Origin of the sequence: Serratia sp. PF-27 (genome assembly GCF_030053255.1) — a bacterium.
Lineage (GTDB): Bacteria > Pseudomonadota > Gammaproteobacteria > Enterobacterales > Enterobacteriaceae > Serratia > Serratia bockelmannii.
Map to the genome: position 1 here is coordinate 116271 of NZ_JASGBT010000021.1, position 20744 is coordinate 137014.

Consider the following 20744-nt stretch of genomic DNA (forward strand, 5'->3'; position numbering starts at 1 on the left):
TTTTTATAACTCCTAAAATTTTGCCCATCTTCATGAGCGGCCACTTTCGAATAGGGACATAAACGCCGGATCGACTGCGTTTAGGGTGCTTATTTGGCGCTGCAACGTTAGGGCATGCCGGCAACCGGGTGGGGCGTTACGCCACCACGCTATCGGACCATTTTTTTCATTTGAACAGGCAACACGACATCGTATGAGTCATCGTTTAACGTCAAAAGATATCCTGGCACTGGGTTTCATGACCTTTGCCTTATTCGTTGGGGCCGGGAACATCATCTTCCCGCCGATGGTCGGCTTGCAGTCCGGTGAACACGTCTGGACCGCAGCGCTGGGCTTCCTGATCACCGCCGTGGGTCTGCCGGTCATCACCGTCATCGCGTTGGCGCGCGTCGGCGGCGGCATCGACGCCCTCAGTTCGCCGATCGGCCGCGGCGCCGGCCTGCTGCTGGCGACCGTCTGCTACCTGGCCGTCGGCCCGCTGTTCGCCACGCCGCGCACCGCCACCGTATCCTTTGAAGTGGGCATTGCCCCGCTGACCGGCGACGGCACCATGCCGCTGTTTATCTATAGCCTGGTGTACTTCGCGCTAGTGATCGGCATCTCCCTGTATCCGGGCCGTCTGCTCGATACCGTCGGCCACGTGCTGGCGCCGCTGAAGATCGTGGCGCTGGCCGTACTGGGCATCGCCGCACTGCTGTGGCCTGCCGGCGCGCCGATCCCGGCGACGGCGGCTTACCAGAGCGTGCCTTTCTCCTCCGGCTTCGTTAACGGCTATCTGACCATGGATACGCTGGGGGCGCTGGTATTCGGCATCGTTATCGTCAACGCGGCGCGTTCACGCGGCGTGAAAGACGCCGGTCTGTTGACTCGTTACACCATTCTGGCCGGTTTGATCGCCGGCGTGGGCCTGACGCTGGTTTACCTGAGCCTGTTCAAGCTGGGCTCCGGCAGCGGCGCGCTGGTGCCTGACGCCACCAACGGCGCGGTGATCCTGCACGCTTACGTTCAGAACACCTTCGGCGGTTTGGGCAGCTTCTTCCTGGCGGCGCTGATCTTCATCGCCTGCATGGTGACCGCGGTAGGCCTGACCTGCGCCTGCGCCGAGTTCTTCGCGCAATATCTGCCGTTCTCGTACAAGACGCTGGTGTTTATCCTGGGCCTGTTCTCGATGGTGGTGTCCAACCTCGGCCTGAGTCACCTGATCCAGATCTCCATTCCGGTGCTGACCGCGATTTACCCGCCGTGCATCGTGCTGGTGGTGCTGAGCTTCACCCTGCGTTGGTGGCACAGCGCGCCGCGCATCATCGCGCCGGTGATGCTTGTCAGCCTGTTGTTTGGTATCCTTGACGCGGTGAAAGCGTCCAGCTTCCAGCAGCTGCTGCCGGCCTGGACCACTCACCTGCCGCTGGCGGAGCAGGGGTTGGCATGGTTGCCGCCTTCGCTGCTGATGCTGGCGCTGGTCGCGATTTATGATCGGGTGTGCACGCGTTCCCAAGTGACCGCGCACTGATAATCCCCCGGCTTAATCTAGGGCCACGGACATGTCCGTGGCTTTTTTACGTTTAAAACTATGGGTCATTTTCATGCAACAACAGTCACCCACCACTGTCCCCGACAATAAGCTGAAACGCGGCCTCAGCACGCGTCATATCCGCTTTATGGCGTTGGGGTCAGCCATCGGCACCGGGTTGTTCTACGGCTCGGCGGACGCCATCAAAATGGCCGGCCCGAGCGTGCTGCTGGCTTACCTGATCGGCGGCATCGTGGCCTTCATCATCATGCGCGCATTGGGGGAGATGTCGGTCAACAACCCGCAGGCCAGCTCATTTTCCCGCTACGCGCAGGACTACCTCGGCCCGATGGCGGGTTACATCACCGGCTGGACTTACTGCTTTGAAATCCTGATTGTCGCCATCGCCGACGTGACCGCCTTCGGCATCTATATGGGGGTCTGGTTCCCGGAAGTGCCGCACTGGATCTGGGTGCTGAGCGTGGTGCTGATCATCGGCGCCATCAACCTGATGAGCGTCAAGGTGTTCGGCGAGCTGGAATTCTGGTTCTCGTTCTTCAAGGTCGCCACCATCATCATCATGATCGCAGCCGGCATCGGCATCATCATCTGGGGCATCGGCAACGGCGGGCAACCGACCGGTATTCATAACCTGTGGTCGAACGGCGGCTTCTTCAGCAACGGCTTTATCGGCATGATCCTGTCGCTGCAGCTGGTGATGTTCGCTTATGGTGGCATTGAAATTATCGGCATCACCGCCGGCGAAGCCAAAGATCCGAAAAAATCGATTCCGAAGGCCATCAACTCGGTGCCGTGGCGCATTCTGGTGTTCTACGTCGGCACGCTGTTCGTCATCATGTCTATCTACCCGTGGAACCAGGTGGGCACCAACGGCAGCCCGTTCGTGCTGACTTTCCAGCATATGGGCATCACCGTGGCGGCGGGCATCCTCAACTTCGTGGTGATTACCGCGTCGCTGTCGGCGATCAACAGCGACGTGTTCGGCGTCGGCCGCATGCTGCACGGCATGGCCGAGCAGGGCCATGCGCCGAAGATGTTCAGCAAGGTGTCGAAACGCGGCATTCCCTGGGTGACGGTGGTGGTAATGATGCTGGCGCTGCTGCTGGCGGTATACCTCAACTACATCATGCCGGAGAGCGTGTTCCTGGTGATCGCCTCCCTGGCGACCTTCGCCACCGTGTGGGTGTGGATCATGATCCTGTTCTCGCAAATCGCCTTCCGCCGCAGCCTGAGCAAAGAGCAGGTGAAGCAGCTGGCGTTCCCGCTGCGCGGCGGGGTGTTCACCTCGGTGGTAGCGATCGTGTTCCTGGTGTTCATCATCGGTTTGATCGGCTACTTCCCAACCACGCGCGTCTCGCTGTACGCCGGCCTGGTCTGGGTGGTATTGCTGCTGGCGGGATACTGGTTCAAGGTCAACCATCAGAAAAAACGCGCGCCGTTGGCGACGCAGCAAGACTAAATGGAAAAACACCGGCTAAGGCCGGTGTTTTTTTAGCGTTGGTCTTCCACTTCATCCTCTCCGGCGGCGCGCGCTTCGATGCGTACGCCGCCGTCGTTCAGCCGTTCCTCTTCTTCCTCGCCGGCGCAGCGCGCCAGCACTTCGCGAATGTCCTGCAGGTTGCTGCTGAGTGCACTCAGCGAAGGTTGCAGATTGCGGGGCATGCGGCTTTCATCCAGCGACGCGCTGTGCAGGCAGCCGATAAACAGCAGGGTGGCCAGCAGGGTAAACAGCCGGTGACGTAACCGTTTCAGCAAGGGCTTTCCCTCTCGGTAGTGAAGGTGATGGCGCATTAACGCCGTTTTCGCCGGGGAAAAGAAGGGGATGGAGATATCTGCTGGCAATTGAAAGAGAATAATTACCAGCAGACACAGTTACGTCAGCCGACGTCAGGAAGCGTTCGCGCTTTGTCGCAGCATGCCGCGCAGGTCGTTGCCGGTTGGCGTTTGATGCACGCGCAGGCCGAACTCGTCGATCACCGCCAGGATATGGTCGAAAATATCCGCCTGAATGCTTTCGTACTCCGCCCAGACCGTGGTGTTGGTGAAGGCGTAGATTTCCAGCGGCAGGCCCTCCGGCGTCGGCGCCAGCTGGCGCACCATCAGCGTCATATTCTGGTGAATGCGCGGGTGAGCGCGCAGGTAGGCTTCCAGATAGGCGCGCAGCGTGCCGAGGTTGGTCAGGCGGCGGCCGTTGAGCGGCGAGGCCAGATCGACGGCGATCTCCTGGTTATGCTGGCTCAGCTCCTGGGTCTTGACGTTCAGGTAGCTGTGCAGCAGCGGGTTGCGCTGCAGGCGGCGCTGTTCCTCTTCCGACAGGAAGTGCACGCTGCCGGTGTCGATATTCAGGCTGCGCTTGATGCGGCGCCCGCCGGATTCCGACATCGACCGCCAGTTCTTGAACGAGTCGGAGATCAGCGCGTAGGTAGGAATAGTGGTGACGGTGTTGTCCCAGTTACGCACTTTGACCGTGGTCAGGCCGATGTCGGTGACCGCGCCGTCGGCGCCGTATTTCGGCATTTCCAGCCAGTCGCCGATCTTCAGCATATCGTTGGCGGAGAGCTGAATGCCGGCCACCAGCCCGAGGATCGGATCCTTGAACACCAACATCAAGACCGCGGTCATGGCACCCAGGCCGCTGAGCAGCAGCAGCGGCGATTTGCCCATCAGCAACGAAACGATCATGATGCCGATCAGGATCGCCGCCACCAGTTTCAGGCCCTGGAAAATGCCGCGCAGCGGCAACTGATTGGCGATCGGACTTTGGCGCAGCAGCGCCAGCAGCGTATCCAGCAGCGAGAACAGCGACAGCAGGGTGAAGGCGAGGATCCACACCTGTGCGGCGGTGACGATCACCGCCTGGGTCTGGCTGCCGCTCTGCAACCACAGCGTCGCCTGGATGCTGATGATCACCCCTTGCAGCAGCAGCGCCACGCGCTGGAACAGTTTGTATTGGGTGATGGCCTGTTGCCAGACGCGCTGCGATTGCTGGCCGCGGCGCTGAAGGGCGGCCAACACCACCCGGTGCAGCACCAGGTGGATCACCACCGAGATCAGGACAATCAACCCCAATACCATCAACAGCGACATCACTCCGCCGAATTCCAAACCAAACTGTTCCAGCCAGCGCGTTATCTGTTGTTGCATTACCGCTCCTTAAAAAATGCGCAAAAAATATCCTGTAAGCTCAAAACGCGTTAGCCTAAGGGGTAACGTGAAGGATTTGTGCCTGTTTACCTTTTTTTACATCGAGTTAGCGTTATTTTTCGGTCTCCGCCCCCCGGCTCATCCCCGGGTTTTGCGGCCAGAGAGGAGGGGGAGTTGCACTTAACGTGGCATTGTTCGCTTCTTGAAGAACGCCGTCGATTTCGTTTGGTACAGCAGGAGAAACAGTATGCTTAACGCCTGGCATCAACCGGTCCCGCCTTTTGTGGTGAAGCAAGGGCAACGTTTGGATATCACGCTGTGGTTACAGGGGGATGAACTGCCGGAACGGGTGTTTTTGCGCGCCGAACCGGACAACGAAGAGTGGCTGCTGGTGATGAAAGCGCAGCGCCACGAGGGGATGCGGCGCTACCAGGCCAGCCTGACGCTGAATGAGGGCGAGCCGACGCGGCGTTACTGCTTCAAGCTGCTGTGGGCCGATCGCCAGCAGTGGTTCGGCCCGCAGGGCTGGTCGCCAACGCCGCCGGGCCAGCTGGCGCAGTTCGCCGTCGACGAGCCCGACCATGGCCCCGAGTGGGTGGCGGATCAGCTGTTCTACCAGATTTTCCCCGATCGCTTCGCCAGCAGCGGCGGCGAGCACGGCATCCAAAGCGGCAGCTACCGCCATCACGCGGCCGGTGCCGAGGTGATTCGGCGCGACTGGCAGCATCCGCTGGAGGATCGTCACGCCGCCTCGACCTTTTACGGCGGCGATCTGGACGGCATCTGCGCCAAACTGCCGTATTTGCAGCAGCTGGGCGTGACGGCGCTGTATCTGAACCCGATTTTTACCGCGCCGAGCGTACATAAGTACGATACCGAGGACTATTACCAGGTCGATCCGCACTTCGGCGGCAACGCGGCGCTGCAGCGTTTGCGAGTGAGCACTCACAAGGTGGGCATGAAACTGGTGCTGGACGGGGTATTCAACCACACCGGTGACTCGCATCCGTGGTTCGACCGCCATCGCCAGGGCGAAAACGGCGCCTGTCACCACCCCGATTCACCGTATCGCGGCTGGTTCAACTTTTACCCGGACGGCCGCGCGCTCGACTGGAAGGGCAACGCCAGCCTGCCGAAGCTCAACTTCGCCGAGCCGCAGGTGGCGGAAGCGATCTATCGCGGGGAAGGCAGCGTGGTGCGCCACTGGCTGCGCCCGCCGTACAGCATCGACGGTTGGCGGCTGGACGTGGTGCACATGCTGGGGGAGAACGGCGGTGCCACCGGCAACCTGCACCACCTGGCTGGCATCTATCAGGCGGTGAAGCAGGAGAATCCGCAGGCCTACGTATTGGGCGAACACTTCGGCGACGCGCGCCGCTGGCTGCACGCCGGCGTGGAGGATGCGGCGATGAACTACATGGGCTTTGCGCTGCCAGTGCGGGCGTTCTTGGCGGGGCTGGACGTGGCCTATCACCCGGTGCGGCTGGACGCCGCCGGGTGCGCGCAGTGGATGGACGGCTACCGCGCGGGGCTGCCGCACGGCCGCCAGCTGATCCAGTTCAATCAGCTGGACAGCCACGATACCGCGCGTTTCCTCACGCTGTTGCAGGGGAACGCGGCGCGCATGCAGATGGCGGCGGTGTGGTTGCTGAGCTGGATCGGCGTGCCTTGTCTCTATTACGGCGATGAGATTGGCCTGGACGGCGGCAACGATCCGTTCTGCCGCAAGCCGTTCCCGTGGGACGTCGGTGACTGGGATCGGCCGCTGCTGGCGCTGTTCCAGCGCATGGCGGCGCTGCGTAAACAGAGCCTGGCGCTGCGTCGCGGCGGCTGTCAGGTGCTGTACGCCAGCGGAGAAACGCTGGTGTTCGTGCGTCTGTATCAGCAGGAGCAGGTGTTGGTGGCGCTGCAGCGCGACGGCAGCGGCCAGGCGCAGCTGCCGCACAACCCGCTGTTGGCGCGCGGCCCGTGGCGGCGTGTGGAAGGGCGGGGAGAGTTGAGCGAAACGGCCGGCGGGCTGCGCCTGCAGCTGGCGGAAGAGTCGGCCACCGTGTGGCGGTATGAAGGCTAAGGGAACTGCGGGGGCCGTAAGGCCCCCGCGATCAAGGTGAGTAGGCGTTTACATCAGTAACCGACCGCGGAGCCTGCCGGGCGACGCACGTCGTTGGCGCCGTACAGGTAACCTTCGCGCACTTTGCCGGAAACCGCCGAATCGTTGCCGGAGTTGGTCGGGCTGACGCCCGCCGCGCCCGGCAAACCGACCAGAATCAGTTCGGCGGCGCCCCATGGCGTTTGCTCGACCATCTTATAGCCCATGCCGCTCAGCAGCTTCAGCGTATCGGCGGAAACGCCGCGCTGTTCGTAGTACACCTCATCCGGCAACCATTGGTGATGGATGCGCGGTGCGTCCACCGCTTCCTGCGGCGCCATACCGTGGTCGATCACGTTCAACGCGGTCTGCAGGGTAATGGTGATGATGCGTGAGCCGCCCGGCGAGCCCAGCACCATAAAGATCTTGTTGTCCTTGGTCACCAGCGTCGGGCTCATCGACGATAGTGGGCGCTTACCGGGGGCAATGCTGTTGGCGGTGCCTTGCACCAGCCCGTACAGGTTTTTCTCGCCCACTTTCACCGTGAAGTCGTCCATCTCGTCGTTGAGGAAGAAGCCGGTGCCCGGTGCGATCACCACGGCGCCGAAGCGGCCGTTGACGGTATAGGTGGTGGAGACCGCGTTGCCGTCGTGGTCGACGATCGAATAATGGGTGGTTTCCGGCTTCTCATGCGGTTCCATGCCGGGCTGTACGTTTTCCGACGGCGTGGCCTTGTCCGCGACGATTTTCTTGCGGATCTGCTCGGCGTAGCTCTTGCTCACCAGCCGGTCGATCGGGTTCTTGATGAATTCCGGGTCGCCGAGGTAGGTGTTGCGATCCATGTAGGCATGGCGCATCGCTTCGGTCATGGTGTGAATGGCCGCCGCCGAGTTGAAGCCCATGCTTTTCAGGTCATAGCCTTCCACCACGTTGAGGATTTCGCACAGCGTGACGCCACCGGAGCTGGGAGGCGGCGCCGACACGAACTTGTAGCCGCGATAGCTGCAGGTGATCGGCGGCGTTTCGGTGACCTTGTAGTCGGCGAAGTCGGCGGCGGTCAAAATGCCGCCGCCCTGTTTGGCCGCCGCCTCCACCGCCTGTGGGATCTTGCCTTTGTAGAAGGCGTCGGTTCCCCCTTTGGCGATGGCTTCCAGCGTATTGGCCAGATCGGTTTGCACCAGTTTGTCCCCCGGCTGCAGCGGGCTGCCGTCCGGGCGCAGGAAGATTTTGGCCGACTCGGGATCCTGTTTGAAGCGTGCGACGGTGGTGTCGAGAATATCGGTATCGGCGCGGGTCAGCACAAAGCCTTCGCGCGCCAGCTTGATCGCCGGCGCAAGCACCTGTTCGCGGCTCAGTTTGCCGTACTTCTCACGCGCGGTTTCCATTCCCAGCACGGTGCCCGGCACGCCCGCCGCCAGATAGCCGTACAGGCTGGCGTCTTTCTTCACCTTGCCGTCGGCATCCAGATACATGTTGGCGCTGGCCGCCGCCGGCGCAGTTTCGCGGAAGTTGATGAAGGTATCGGTACCGTCCGCCAGGTGGACGGTCATAAAGCCGCCGCCGCCGATGTTGCCGCAGCAGGGGTTCACCACCGCTTGCGCATAGCCGACCGCCACGGCGGCGTCGATGGCGTTGCCGCCCATTTTCAGGATATCCACCCCGACCTGCGAAGCCAGATGCTGCGAGGTGACCACCATGCCGTTTTTGGCTTCCACCGCTGGGTTGGATGCCGCATACAGGCTGCCGCTGACCAGCAGCGCCGCCATGGTCAGGGGTTTGCTCCATTTCTGTAAAAACATAGTTATTCCTACCCTGTCAGTTTTTTATTGTGTTGTGTTTGCTTGCTGCTGTTCGCTTGCAAAGCGCGAGCCAGCGTTATTGATAGTAGCCGCAGATGGGCATTCACGCGGCGAACTGGGCGGGAAATGTGAGCGGAAACAGGGAAATAAAGCACTGAAGGCGGGCGGTCTGCCCCAAAAAGGGGCATAAAAAAACCGGCCGCGTGGGCCGGTTGATTCACTATCAGGCTGAAATTACAGCTTGGCAGCGTTTTCAGACAGGTATTTTGCCACGCCGTCTGGGGAAGCGCCCATACCTGCTTTGCCTTTTTCCCACTGAGCCGGGCACACTTCACCGTGCTCTTCGTGGAATTGCAGCGCGTCAACGGTACGGATCATTTCGTCGATGTTACGGCCGATTGGCAGGTCGTTAACAACCTGAGCACGCACGATGCCGTCTTTGTCGATCAGGAAGGAGCCGCGCAGCGCAACGCCAGCTTCCGGGTGTTCGATGCCGTAAGCTTTCTGGATTTCACGCTTAACGTCAGCAACCATTGCGTATTTCACTTCACCGATGCCGCCTTTGTCGACAGGGGTTTTACGCCATGCGTTGTGGACGAATTCTGAGTCGAAGGAAACGCCAACCACTTCAACGCCACGCTTCTGGAACTCTTCATAGCGGTGATCGAAAGCGATCAGCTCGGAAGGGCATACGAAGGTGAAGTCCATTGGCCAGAAGAACAGCACGGCTGGTTTACCGTTCAGGTGCTTCTTCAGGTTGAAGTTTTCAACGATTTCGCCGCTACCCAGTACGGCAGCTGCAGTGAAGTCAGGGGCTTGACGAGTTACCAGGACCATAATTACTCCTGTAATAGGTGTTAAAGGGTGGATGTAAAAACAAGGGCCAGTATAGGGGCCACGACTTGGCGAATAAAGGGCAAAAGACCAATCGATGAGATAGCTTTTACCTATTAAATTCATTAATTAAATTTGACAGGCTTTAAAAATAACCTTTTCCCACAAAAGGGCAAGCGGCAAAGCGTAAATTCTTGCAAGGCGCTGCAATTTCAAACGCTTGAGCTTGACCTCAGAGCGTTTTTTCCTTCGCCTGCTGCATCATTTGTGGATAAAACTGCCAGAATTGTGTTTCAAGCTGATGATAGTGTCGCTCGACGTCGGCGAACGAGCCTGCCAGGGCATCGAGGCGCGGACGGCGGCTGGCCATGCCCTGCAATACCCGGGCGATGAACGGCAATTCGGCGTAGCGTTCCAGCCAGCGTTCCGGCCACAGATAGCCGTTCAGGTTCTGAAAGCGTGGCGGCGTGAGCGGCAGGTAAGGTTCGATCTGGCTGCGGGCTTCCTGGGTAAACTGGTGCAGGTCGCGTGAGGGCTCCAACTGCTGCCAGTGGCGCGCCAAAAAATGGTCCCACACCACGTCGAGGGTGATCGGCGCCACGCGGCGGTAGGGGGCGCTGAAATAGTCGCGGCAGGCTTTGACCTGCGGCAGGCTGTCGGTCAGCACGTCGACGCGACGGTGCATCATGATGCCGGCCACCACGTCGGGCTGGTAGTCGGCGGCGGGGTTGCCGCGCACGAAATCGGCCAGCAGGTTGCCCAGCAGCGAGCTGTCCGCCAGCATGGCCAGGTGAAGATGAGCGAGAAAATTCATCCCTCAACTATACCCGAAGTCAGGCAAATCCTCCTTATTTCTTGCCGCTGACCGCCCCCGGCTTTAGACTAGGCCGCCTGTTTTTTACCAACCAGCCATAAATTGAAGAAGTGAATACCCATGCGCGTCGCTGATTTTTCGTTTGAACTTCCCGAATCCCTGATTGCCCACTATCCCCAGGCCGAGCGCAGCGCATGCCGCCTGTTGCAGCTGGACGGGCCGAGCGGGGCGCTGACGCACGGCGTATTCACCGATCTGCTGGATAAGCTGGAAGCCGGCGACCTGCTGGTGTTCAACAATACCCGCGTGATCCCGGCGCGCATGTTCGGCCGCAAGGTCAGCGGTGGCAAGATAGAAGTGCTGGTGGAGCGCGTGCTGGACGACCATCGCGTGCTGGCGCACGTGCGCGCGTCGAAAGCGCCCAAGCCGGGCGCCGAGCTGCTGTTGGGGGATGATGAGAGCATCGCCGCTACCATGGTGGCGCGCCACGAGACGCTGTTCGAGCTGCGCTTCAACGACGAACGCGATGTATTCACCCTTCTCAACGCGGCCGGCCACATGCCGCTGCCGCCTTATATCGCTCGCCCGGATGAAGACGCCGACCGTGAGCTGTATCAGACGGTCTACAGCGAGAAACCGGGCGCGGTCGCAGCGCCGACCGCCGGCCTGCACTTCGACGAACCGCTGCTGGCGGCGCTGCGCGCCAAAGGCGTGGAAATGGCGTTCGTGACGCTGCACGTCGGCGCCGGCACCTTCCAGCCGGTGCGCGTGGAAACCATCGAAGATCACGTGATGCACGCCGAATACGCCGAAGTGCCGCAGGAGGTGGTGGATGCGGTACTGGCCTGCAAAGCGCGCGGCAAGCGCGTCGTGGCGGTGGGCACCACCTCGGTGCGTTCGCTGGAAAGCGCCGCGGCGGCCAGCAAAGAGGCGCTGATTGCGCCGTTCTTCGGCGACACCAGCATCTTTATCTATCCGGGCTATCACTACCAGGTGATCGACGCGCTGGTGACCAATTTCCACCTGCCGGAATCGACCTTGATCATGCTGGTGTCGGCCTTCGCCGGCTACAAAAATACCATGAACGCCTATCAGCAGGCGGTGGCCGAGCAGTACCGCTTTTTCAGCTACGGCGATGCGATGTTCATCAGCCGTAATCCGCAGGCGGAAAACGAGTCCGTCGGCGGTTAATTTCCCGGGCTGCGCCTACGGCGCGGCCCCGTTTCAACGACATCAGACTGTTTCTCTGATGCTGGAGGCTTTGTGAAGTACGAACTACAAACTACCGATGGCCGCGCACGCCGCGGCCGCCTGATTTTCGACCGCGGCGTGGTGGAAACCCCGGCCTTTATGCCGGTCGGCACCTACGGCACGGTCAAGGGCATGACGCCGGAAGAAGTGAAAGAAACCGGCGCGCAGATCCTGCTGGGCAACACCTTCCACCTGTGGCTGCGCCCTGGCCAGGAGATCATGAAGCTGCACGGCGATCTGCATGACTTCATGCAGTGGCCGGGCCCGATCCTCACCGACTCCGGCGGTTTTCAGGTGTTCAGCCTGGGGGCGATGCGCAAGATCAAAGAGGAAGGCGTGTACTTCCGCAACCCGATCAACGGCGACAAGGTGTTCCTGAGCCCGGAAAAATCGATGGAAATCCAGTATGACCTGGGTTCCGACATCGTGATGATCTTCGACGAATGCACGCCGTACCCGGCCGACTGGGACTACGCCAAGCGTTCGATGGAAATGTCGCTGCGTTGGGCGCAGCGCAGCCGCCAGCGTTTCGACGAGCTGGAAAATAAAAATGCGCTGTTCGGCATCATTCAGGGCGGCGTTTACGAAGATTTACGTGATGTTTCCGTCAAAGGGCTGGTGGATATCGGCTTTGACGGGTACGCTGTGGGCGGCTTGGCTGTAGGCGAGCCGAAAGAGGATATGCATCGCATTCTTGAACACGTTTGCCCGCAAATTCCGGAAGATAAGCCACGCTATTTGATGGGCGTCGGCAAGCCGGAAGATTTGGTGGAAGGCGTGCGCCGCGGCATCGACATGTTCGACTGCGTCATGCCGACCCGCAACGCCCGCAACGGCCATTTGTTCGTGACTGACGGTGTGGTAAAAATCCGTAATGCCAAGCACAAGGATGATACTTCTCCGCTGGATAAGGACTGTGATTGCTACACGTGTCGCCATTACAGCCGCGCCTACTTGCACCATCTCGACCGTTGCAACGAAATATTGGGTGCTCGACTGAACACAATTCATAACCTGCGTCACTACCAGCGCCTGATGGCGGGTTTACGCCAGGCTATCGAAGAGGGTAAATTAGAGCAGTTTGTTGCGGATTTCTATGGTCGGATCGGCAAGCCGATTCCGCCTTTAAACGCTTGATCTAATAATTGATAACTTAATGAGGGAATTTCAATGAGCTTTTTCATTTCTGACGCCGTCGCATCCGCAGGGGCTCCGGCTCAGGGAAGCCCGTACTCTCTGATCATTATGCTGGTGGTGTTCGGCCTGATCTTCTACTTCATGATCCTGCGCCCACAGCAGAAACGCGCGAAAGATCACAAGAAGCTGATGGACTCCATCGGTAAAGGCGACGAAGTGCTGACCACCGGCGGCCTGATCGGTCGTGTGACCAAAGTGGCCGACACCGGCATCATCGCCATCGCGCTGAACGACACCACGGAAGTGATGATCAAGCGTGACTTCGTGGCGGCCGTTCTGCCGAAAGGTACCATGAAGGCCCTGTAATCTTTTTTCCCGAAGGGAATTGCCGTGCTAAACCGTTATCCTTTGTGGAAGTATCTGATGTTGATCGTCGTGATCCTCGTCGGTCTGCTTTATGCGCTTCCCAACATCTACGGTGAGGATCCGGCCGTACAAATCACTGGCGCGCGCGGTGTCGCCGCCAGTGAAACTACGCTGGACCAGGTCCGTACCGTATTAGAAAAAGACAACATCGCGAGCAAGTCGATTGCGCTGGAAAATGGCGCTATCCTGGCTCGCTTTAAAGATCCTGACGTTCAGCTGCGCGCCCGCGAAGCGCTGGTGACCGAGCTGGGTGACAAATTCGTCGTGGCGCTGAACCTGGCGCCGGCCACGCCGACCTGGCTGGCCATGCTGGGCGCAGAACCGATGAAACTCGGCCTGGACCTGCGCGGCGGCGTGCACTTCCTGATGGAAGTGGACATGGACACCGCGTTGAGCAAGCTGCAGGAACAGACCATGGATACCCTGCGCAGCGAGCTGCGCGAGAAGGGCATTCCTTACGCGTCTATCCGCAAGCTGGACAACAACGGCGTGGAAGTTCGCTTCCGTGACGATGCGGCTCGCGACCAGGCCATCAGCTACATCGGCCCGCGTCAGCGCGATCTGGTGCTGTCCGCCAACGGCGCCAACACCATGAAAGCGAACCTGACGGACGCCCGTCTGAGCGAAGCGCGTGAATACGCCGTCCAGCAGAACATCACTATCCTGCGTAACCGCGTCAACCAGCTCGGCGTCGCCGAACCGCTGGTGCAGCGCCAGGGCGCTGACCGCATCGTGGTCGAGCTGCCGGGCATTCAGGACACCGCGCGCGCCAAAGAAATTCTGGGCGCCACCGCGACCCTCGAATTCCGTCTGGTGAACACCAATGCGGACGCCACTGCGGCGGCCAACGGCCGCGTGCCGGGCGATTCCGAGGTGAAATACACCCGTGACGGCCAGCCGATCGTGCTGTACAAGCGCGTGATCCTGACCGGTGACCACATCACCGACTCCACCTCGAGCACCGACGAATACAACCAGCCGCAGGTTAACATCTCGCTGGACAGCGCCGGCGGCACGTCCATGTCCAACTTCACCAAGGACAACATCGGCAAGCCGATGGCGACCCTGTTCGTGGAGTATAAGGACAGCGGCAAGAAAGACGCCAACGGCCGTGCGGTGCTGGTGAAACAGGAAGAAGTGATCAACGTGGCGAACATTCAGTCACGTCTGGGCAACAGCTTCCGCATCACCGGTATCGGCAACCCGAACGAAGCGCGTCAGCTTTCGCTGCTGCTGCGTGCGGGTGCGCTGATCGCGCCGATTCAGATCGTTGAAGAGCGCACCATCGGTCCAACCCTGGGTCAGCAGAACATCACCCAAGGTCTGGAAGCCTGTCTGTGGGGCCTGGTGGCGTCCATCGTCTTCATGGTGGTCTGGTACCGTAAGTTCGGCGTGATCGCCACCACGGCGCTGGTCGCCAACCTGGTGCTGATCGTCGGCGTGATGTCCCTGTTACCGGGGGCGACGCTGACCATGCCGGGCATTGCCGGGATCGTGTTGACGCTGGCGGTGGCGGTCGACGCCAACGTACTGATTAACGAACGTATCAAGGAAGAGCTGAAGAATGGCCGGTCCGTTCAGCAGGCGATCCATGAGGGCTATAAAGGCGCGTTCTCCAGTATCGTCGACGCCAACATCACCACGCTGATCACCGCGGTCATCCTGTACGCAGTGGGCACCGGTTCGATCAAAGGCTTTGCGATCACCACCGCGATCGGTGTGGCGACCTCCATGTTCACCGCGATTGTCGGTACCCGTGCCATCGTCAACCTGCTTTACGGCGGCAAACGCATTAACAAGCTGTCTATCTGAGGAGTGCGTTGTGGCACAGGATTATACTGTTGAGCAACTCAACTACGGCCGTAAAGTCTACGACTTTATGCGCTGGGACTATTTGGCCTTCGGCATCTCGTTGCTGCTATTGGTCGCGTCGATCGTCACCATGTCGGTGCGCGGGTTTAACTGGGGTCTGGATTTCACCGGCGGTACGGTGATTGAAATCAACCTGGAGAAGCCGGCTAACCTTGACCTGATGCGCGATACGCTGGAGAAGGCCGGGTTCCAGGATCCGATCATCCAGAACTTCGGCAGCAGCCGCGACGTGATGGTGCGCATGCCACCGGCGACCGGCACCGCAGGCCAGGAACTGGGCAACAAGGTGATCGGCGTGATCAACGACTCGGTGGATAAAAACGCCACCGTGAAGCGCATCGAGTTCGTCGGCCCGAGCGTGGGCAGCGAGCTGGCGCAAACCGGCGGCATGGCGCTGCTGGTGGCGTTGATCTGTATCCTGATCTACGTCGGTTTCCGCTTCGAATGGCGCCTGGCGCTGGGGGCGGTTATCGCGCTGGCGCACGACGTGATCATCACGCTGGGCGTGCTGTCGCTGTTCCACATCGAGATTGACCTGACCATCGTCGCTTCCCTGATGTCGGTTATCGGTTACTCGCTGAACGACAGCATCGTGGTCTCCGACCGTATTCGTGAGAACTTCCGCAAGATCCGCCGCGGTACGCCTTACGAGATCATGAACGTGTCGTTGACCCAGACGCTGAGCCGTACGCTGATGACTTCCGGTACTACCCTGATGGTGGTGCTGATGCTGTACATCTTCGGTGGCGCGATGCTGCAAGGCTTCTCGCTGGCGATGCTGATCGGCGTGTCGATCGGTACCGTTTCTTCCATCTACGTCGCGTCCGCGCTGGCGTTGAAGCTGGGGATGAAACGCGAGCACATGCTGCAGCAAAAAGTGGAAAAAGAGGGCGCGGATCAGCCTTCGATTCTGCCTTAACCGCCGCAGTATTCAGCGAAATGAGAAGGAGCGCCAATGGCGCTCCTTTTTTTTGCTTTGGGTTTCAGCGTTGCGGCACCACCGCCGGTTGGGCGGTGGCCACCAGGCTGTGCAGACGGATATAGCCGAGCTGTTCCGGCGTCAGGCCGCTGAAGCGTAGCTCGAAGTCCTGACCGGGTTTCGGCAGCAGCGAGTCGGCGCTGGCGATCGGTTGCGACAGTGCTTCGGCGGTCAGCGGCCGGCCGGTGGCCTCATCCAGTTGACCCCATTCCACCACCGCGTTGAACGGCGGCAGCGTAGCCTGTGAGAGGATGCGCACATGCAGCTGCGCCTGCGTGCCGTTGGCTTCGCTCTTGATGTGGCTCAGCGAAACGCTCAGTTCGCCGATGCTGCTCTGCAAACGGGCAGCGCTTCGAGCCGCCGGCAGCAGGTAGACGCCATTGTCGGAGTGCTGATTGAGCAAATTCTGCCGCTCCAGTGCGGTGGTTTGGTCGGTCAGTACGCTCACTTTCTGGTTCAGCGCGGCGACCTGATGGCGCAGCTGAGGCACGGCGGTGTTGTGCGCGCAGCCCGCCAGCAAAATGGCGGCGGCGAGCAGGCCGATTTTAGGGTAACAGGTTGTCATGACGGCGATTTCCTATGCTGAGTCTCCTGCTATCAAGCTTAGTCCGCATAGTGGTGAAAGTCATATCGCTGCCACCTTCCCGCCGCCTGTCGCAACAAATGGCCGCCGCCCTTTGTTGTGGCTGCACTTCGGGTTAAACTGCATTTATCTATAAAAAACGTTTATCAGGACGTGTTATGCATTGCCCTTTCTGCGCCGCCGTTGATACCAAAGTCATCGATTCCCGCCTGGTGGGGGACGGTTCGCAAGTGCGCCGCCGCCGCCAGTGTCTGGTATGCAATGAACGCTTCACCACCTTCGAGGTGGCCGAGCTGGTGATGCCGCGAGTGATTAAAAGCGATGAGGTGCGCGAGCCGTTCAACGAAGACAAACTGCGTCGCGGCATGCTGAAAGCGCTGGAAAAGCGCCCGGTCAGCTCGGACGATGTGGAAAACGCCCTTAATCATATCAAATCCCAACTGCGCGCCACCGGCGAACGCGAAGTGCCGACCAAGTTAGTCGGCAATCTGGTGATGGACGCGCTGAAAAAGCTGGATAAGGTGGCCTACATTCGCTTCGCGTCGGTGTATCGCAGCTTCGAAGACGTGCGCGAGTTCGGTGAAGAGATTGCCCGCCTGCAAGACTAAAGGATCTTTCATGCATCACGACGAATTTTACATGGCGCGCGCCTTCGAACTGGCGCGGCTGGGGCGTTTCACCACCGCGCCCAATCCGAACGTCGGCTGCGTTATCGTGCGCGACGGCGAAATTGTCGGTGAAGGCTATCATCTGCGCGCCGGCGAGCCGCATGCGGAAGTGCACGCGCTGCGCATGGCGGGCGACAAGGCGCGCGGCGCCACTGCCTATGTCACGCTCGAACCGTGCAGTCACCACGGCCGCACGCCGCCCTGCGCCGATGCGCTGGTGGCCGCCGGCGTGACGCGGGTGGTCGCGGCGATGCAAGATCCCAATCCTCAGGTGGCGGGGCGCGGCTTGTACAAGCTGCAGCAAGCCGGCGTCGAAGTCCGTCATGGCCTGATGCTGGCCGAGGCCGAAGCGGTCAACCTGGGCTTCCTCAAACGCATGCGCACCGGTTTCCCCTATGTGCAGCTGAAGCTGGGCGCGTCGCTGGACGGCCGCACGGCGATGGCCTCCGGCGAAAGCCAGTGGATCACCTCACCCGAAGCGCGTCAGGACGTGCAGCGCCTGCGCGCGCAGAGCGCCGCCATTCTCAGCACCAGCGCCACCGTACTGGCGGACGATCCGTCGCTGACGGTGCGTTGGGATGAGCTGGACGCCGAGACGCAGCGCCTCTATCCGCGCGAAAATCTGCGCCAGCCGCTGCGCATCCTGCTCGACAGCCAAAATCGCATTACCCCGCAGCACCGCGTGGTGCAGCAGCCGGGCGCTACCTGGCTGGCGCGTCTGCAGGCGGATGAACAGGCCTGGCCGCAAGAGGTCGAACAGTTTATCTGCCCGGCGCACGGCGGCGGCATCGATCTGGTGGTGATGATGATGCTGTTGGCCAAGCGCCAGGTGAATTCAATCTGGGTAGAGGCGGGCGCAACGCTGGCCGGCGCGCTGCTGCAGGCTGGCCTGGTGGATGAGCTCATTTTGTACATCGCGCCGAAACTGTTGGGCGATAATGGCCGTGGCCTGTGTCATCTGCCGGGCCTGGAACGGCTGGCCGACGCGCCGGAATTCGTCTTTAGCGACGTGCGTCAGGTTGGCCCCGATCTGCGTTTGCGCCTGCGGGCGAAACACTGAATCTCGCGCCCGCGCGCCGGTTTTACAAAAGCGCCGCGCAGGCGATGAAAGAATATGATAGAATCCGCCCCCCTGCGGGGTATTGAACCCATTTTTAAGGAAAGCCCATGAAAGTTATCGAAGGTGTTGTTGCTACTCCAAATGCCCGTGTGGCGATCGCAATTGCACGTTTTAACAATTTCATCAACGACAGCCTGCTGGAAGGTGCCATCGACGCGCTGAAACGCATTGGTCAGGTTGCTGACGACAACATCACCGTTGTCTGGGTCCCGGGCGCTTACGAGCTGCCGCTGACGGCGAGCGTATTGGCCAAAACCGGCAAATACGACGCGGTTATCGCGCTGGGCACCGTTATCCGTGGGGGCACCGCGCACTTCGAATATGTAGCGGGCGAAGCCAGCTCCGGCATCGGCAACGTTGCGATGAATGCCGAAATCCCGGTTGCCTTTGGCGTGCTGACCACCGAAAGCATCGAACAGGCGATCGAACGCGCCGGCACCAAAGCGGGCAACAAGGGCGCTGAAGCCGCGCTGACCGCACTTGAAATGATTAATGTTATCAAAGCTATTAAAGCCTGAATTTAGTTAAGGGGAATTCCGTGAAACCTGCTGCTCGTCGCCGCGCTCGTGAGTGCGCTGTTCAAGCGCTTTACTCTTGGCAGTTGTCTAAAAACGACCTTGCCGATGTTGAACACCAGTTCCTGACGGAGCAGGATGTCAAAGATGTTGACGTCGCCTATTTTCGCGAGTTGCTGTCCGGCGCGGCAGTGAATGCAGGTATGCTGGACGAACTGATGGCGCCTTACCTGTCGCGTCAGCTCGAAGAGCTGGGCCAGGTGGAGCGCGCGGTGCTGCGCGTCGCGCTGTTTGAACTGAAAATGCGCGAGGATGTCCCTTATAAGGTGGCGATTAACGAAGCGATCGAGCTGGCGAAAACCTTCGGCGCGGAAGACAGCCACAAGTTTGTGAACGGGGTGCTGGATAAAGTGGCGCCAACCCTTCGCAAGAAAAAGTAAAACATTAAGGCCGGCATTCCCGGCCTTAATTTCTTCTAGTGGAATATCGATATGGCATGCGGCGAATTTGACCTCATTGCCCGCTATTTTGACCGGTTTAAGCGCGTGCGCCGGGATGTACAGTTGGGCATTGGAGATGACTGCGCACTGCTGGCAGTGCCGGAAAAACAGCTGGTGGCCGTCAGTACCGATACGCTGGTGGCGGGCATTCACTTCCTGCCGGACATCGATCCGGCCGATCTCGGTTACAAGGCGCTGGCGGTCAATCTGAGCGATCTGGCGGCGATGGGCGCCGATCCTGCGTGGCTCTCGCTGGCCCTGACCCTGCCGGAGGTGAACGAGCCGTGGCTGAAGGCCTTCAGCGACAGCCTGTTCGATCAGCTCAACTATTACGGCATGCAGCTGATTGGCGGCGATACCACGCGCGGCCCGCTGAGCATGACGTTGACCATTCAGGGGCTGATCCCGGCCGGCCGGGCGCTGACCCGCAGCGGCGCGCGCATCGGCGACTGGATCTATGTGACCGGCACGCTGGGCGACAGCGCCGCCGGTCTGGCGATCCTGCAGGATCGCCTGGCGGTGACGGATGCGGCGGCGCGCGATTATCTGGTCGCGCGTCATCTGCGGCCGCAGCCGCGGGTGTTGCAGGGGCAGGCGCTGCGCGATCTGGCCAGCTCGGCGATCGACATCTCCGATGGCCTGATTTCCGATCTGAAGCATATCCTGAAGGCCAGCGACTGTGGCGCACGCATCGTACTGGACGAGCTGCCGATGTCGCAGGCGCTGAGCAGCCACGCCGATGCCGAGCAGGCGCTGCGTTGGGCGCTGGCGGGCGGCGAAGATTACGAGCTGTGCTTCACCGTGCCGGAGATCAACCGCGGCGCGCTGGAAGTGGCGCTGAGCCACCTTGGAGCCGACTACACCTGTATCGGCCAAATTGGCCCGCTGTCTGAAGGTATTCGCTATTATCGCGACGATGAGGCGGTAGAGCTGGACTGGGCCGGCTTCGATCATTTCAACGCGGAGCCGGGCACCGATGGATGAAGCCAAGCGCCGGCTGCGGATGAGCAATCCGTGGCACTTGCTGGCCACCGGTTTTGGCAGCGGTTTGTCGCCGGTGATGCCGGGCACCATGGGATCGCTGGCGGCGATCCCGTTCTGGCTGCTGCTGATCCAACTGCCGTGGCAGCTTTACTCGCTGGCGGTGATGTTCAGCATTTGCATCGGTGTCTATATTTGCCATCGCACGGCAAAAGACATGAAGGTGCACGATCACGGCAGCATCGTCTGGGACGAGTTCGTCGGCATGTGGATCACGCTGATGGCGTTGCCGGTCAACGATTGGCGCTGGGTCGCCGCCGGTTTCGTCATCTTCCGTATTCTGGATATGTGGAAACCGTGGCCGATCCGCTGGTTCGACCGCAACGTGCATGGCGGTATGGGTATTATGGTCGACGATATCATCGCCGGCGTGCTGTCCGCCGGCATCATCTACCTGATTGGGCACCACTGGCCGATCGGGCTGTTCTGACAGACGGGCGC

At 60.5% G+C, this 20744-nt stretch carries 20 protein-coding genes; 14 read left to right on the forward strand and 6 right to left on the reverse strand.

Annotated elements, in window-relative coordinates:
- Positions 1-193: 193 nt before the first annotated feature.
- Positions 194-1510 carry a branched-chain amino acid transport system II carrier protein gene (gene brnQ, locus QMZ29_RS15620; protein ID WP_025301742.1) on the forward strand — a complete coding sequence of 439 codons (1317 nt, stop codon included), beginning with the start codon at positions 194-196 and terminating at the stop codon, positions 1508-1510.
- Positions 1511-1583: 73 nt separating this feature from the next.
- Positions 1584-2990 carry a proline-specific permease ProY gene (proY, locus tag QMZ29_RS15625; RefSeq protein ID WP_025301743.1) on the forward strand — a complete coding sequence of 469 codons (1407 nt, stop codon included), beginning with the start codon at positions 1584-1586 and terminating at the stop codon, positions 2988-2990.
- Between the two features lie 32 nt (positions 2991-3022).
- Here the strand turns inward: proY and QMZ29_RS15630 are convergent, their stop codons facing one another.
- Entirely contained in the window at positions 3023-3286 is a 264-nt protein-coding gene (locus tag QMZ29_RS15630) for a hypothetical protein (RefSeq protein ID WP_089180595.1), read from the reverse strand.
- Between the two features lie 132 nt (positions 3287-3418).
- Positions 3419-4675: a mechanosensitive ion channel family protein gene (locus tag QMZ29_RS15635; RefSeq protein ID WP_049206205.1), complete on the reverse strand. Its 1257-nt coding sequence runs from the start codon at positions 4673-4675 to the stop codon at positions 3419-3421.
- Positions 4676-4922: 247 nt separating this feature from the next.
- On the opposite strand from QMZ29_RS15635, the gene malZ reads away from it, so the two are divergent.
- Positions 4923-6746: a maltodextrin glucosidase gene (gene malZ / locus QMZ29_RS15640; protein WP_025301746.1), complete on the forward strand. Its 1824-nt coding sequence runs from the start codon at positions 4923-4925 to the stop codon at positions 6744-6746.
- Positions 6747-6799: 53 nt separating this feature from the next.
- Here the strand turns inward: malZ and ggt are convergent, their stop codons facing one another.
- The 3 genes from ggt to QMZ29_RS15655 form a co-directional block, all read right to left on the reverse strand.
- The gene (gene ggt, locus QMZ29_RS15645; RefSeq protein ID WP_261425513.1) at positions 6800-8563 is read right to left on the reverse strand and encodes a gamma-glutamyltransferase; all 1764 of its coding nucleotides are present in this window, start codon (positions 8561-8563) and stop codon (positions 6800-6802) included.
- Between the two features lie 234 nt (positions 8564-8797).
- A complete protein-coding gene (locus QMZ29_RS15650; protein ID WP_004940403.1) occupies positions 8798-9400 on the reverse strand; it encodes a peroxiredoxin C in 603 nt (200 codons plus the stop codon).
- A 229-nt stretch (positions 9401-9629) separates the two neighbouring features.
- Positions 9630-10211 (reverse strand): ACP phosphodiesterase, encoded by a 582-nt coding sequence (locus QMZ29_RS15655; protein ID WP_025301748.1) that lies wholly within the window; start codon positions 10209-10211, stop codon positions 9630-9632.
- A gap of 120 nt (positions 10212-10331) precedes the next feature.
- Here QMZ29_RS15655 and queA point away from each other — a divergent pair, with 120 nt between their 5' ends.
- The 5 genes from queA (at position 10332) to secF (ending at position 15816) form a co-directional block, all read left to right on the forward strand.
- Positions 10332-11402, forward strand: a complete 1071-nt coding sequence (gene queA / locus QMZ29_RS15660) for a tRNA preQ1(34) S-adenosylmethionine ribosyltransferase-isomerase QueA (RefSeq protein WP_033651079.1) — start codon at positions 10332-10334, stop codon at positions 11400-11402.
- Between the two features lie 72 nt (positions 11403-11474).
- Positions 11475-12599 (forward strand): tRNA guanosine(34) transglycosylase Tgt, encoded by a 1125-nt coding sequence (gene tgt / locus QMZ29_RS15665; protein WP_016928877.1) that lies wholly within the window; start codon positions 11475-11477, stop codon positions 12597-12599.
- Between the two features lie 33 nt (positions 12600-12632).
- Positions 12633-12965 (forward strand): preprotein translocase subunit YajC, encoded by a 333-nt coding sequence (yajC, locus tag QMZ29_RS15670; protein ID WP_004940391.1) that lies wholly within the window; start codon positions 12633-12635, stop codon positions 12963-12965.
- 24 nt (positions 12966-12989) lie between these two features.
- Complete coding sequence (secD, locus tag QMZ29_RS15675) at positions 12990-14837, forward strand: protein translocase subunit SecD (protein ID WP_004940390.1); 1848 nt, start codon at positions 12990-12992, stop codon at positions 14835-14837.
- Between the two features lie 10 nt (positions 14838-14847).
- Positions 14848-15816: a protein translocase subunit SecF gene (gene secF, locus QMZ29_RS15680; protein ID WP_004940389.1), complete on the forward strand. Its 969-nt coding sequence runs from the start codon at positions 14848-14850 to the stop codon at positions 15814-15816.
- A 64-nt stretch (positions 15817-15880) separates the two neighbouring features.
- Here the strand turns inward: secF and QMZ29_RS15685 are convergent, their stop codons facing one another.
- Positions 15881-16441 (reverse strand): SadB/YajI family lipoprotein, encoded by a 561-nt coding sequence (locus QMZ29_RS15685; protein ID WP_261425512.1) that lies wholly within the window; start codon positions 16439-16441, stop codon positions 15881-15883.
- 176 nt (positions 16442-16617) lie between these two features.
- Between QMZ29_RS15685 and nrdR the strand changes: the two genes are divergently transcribed.
- From nrdR to pgpA, 6 genes are all read left to right on the forward strand, one after another.
- Positions 16618-17067, forward strand: coding sequence for a transcriptional regulator NrdR (nrdR, locus tag QMZ29_RS15690; RefSeq protein ID WP_004940387.1), 450 nt, complete (start codon positions 16618-16620; stop codon positions 17065-17067).
- Between the two features lie 10 nt (positions 17068-17077).
- Positions 17078-18187, forward strand: coding sequence for a bifunctional diaminohydroxyphosphoribosylaminopyrimidine deaminase/5-amino-6-(5-phosphoribosylamino)uracil reductase RibD (gene ribD, locus QMZ29_RS15695; RefSeq protein ID WP_025301750.1), 1110 nt, complete (start codon positions 17078-17080; stop codon positions 18185-18187).
- A 107-nt stretch (positions 18188-18294) separates the two neighbouring features.
- On the forward strand, positions 18295-18765 hold the full coding sequence (ribH, locus tag QMZ29_RS15700) for a 6,7-dimethyl-8-ribityllumazine synthase (protein WP_004940385.1): 471 nt from the start codon (positions 18295-18297) through the stop codon (positions 18763-18765).
- Positions 18766-18785: 20 nt separating this feature from the next.
- Positions 18786-19202, forward strand: coding sequence for a transcription antitermination factor NusB (gene nusB, locus QMZ29_RS15705; RefSeq protein ID WP_004940384.1), 417 nt, complete (start codon positions 18786-18788; stop codon positions 19200-19202).
- A gap of 51 nt (positions 19203-19253) precedes the next feature.
- Entirely contained in the window at positions 19254-20246 is a 993-nt protein-coding gene (thiL, locus tag QMZ29_RS15710; RefSeq protein WP_043135634.1) for a thiamine-phosphate kinase, read from the forward strand.
- Positions 20239-20733 (forward strand): phosphatidylglycerophosphatase A, encoded by a 495-nt coding sequence (gene pgpA, locus QMZ29_RS15715; RefSeq protein ID WP_004940382.1) that lies wholly within the window; start codon positions 20239-20241, stop codon positions 20731-20733. The genes thiL and pgpA overlap by 8 nt, the downstream gene beginning before the upstream one ends.
- The last annotated feature ends 11 nt before the right edge of the window (positions 20734-20744 follow it).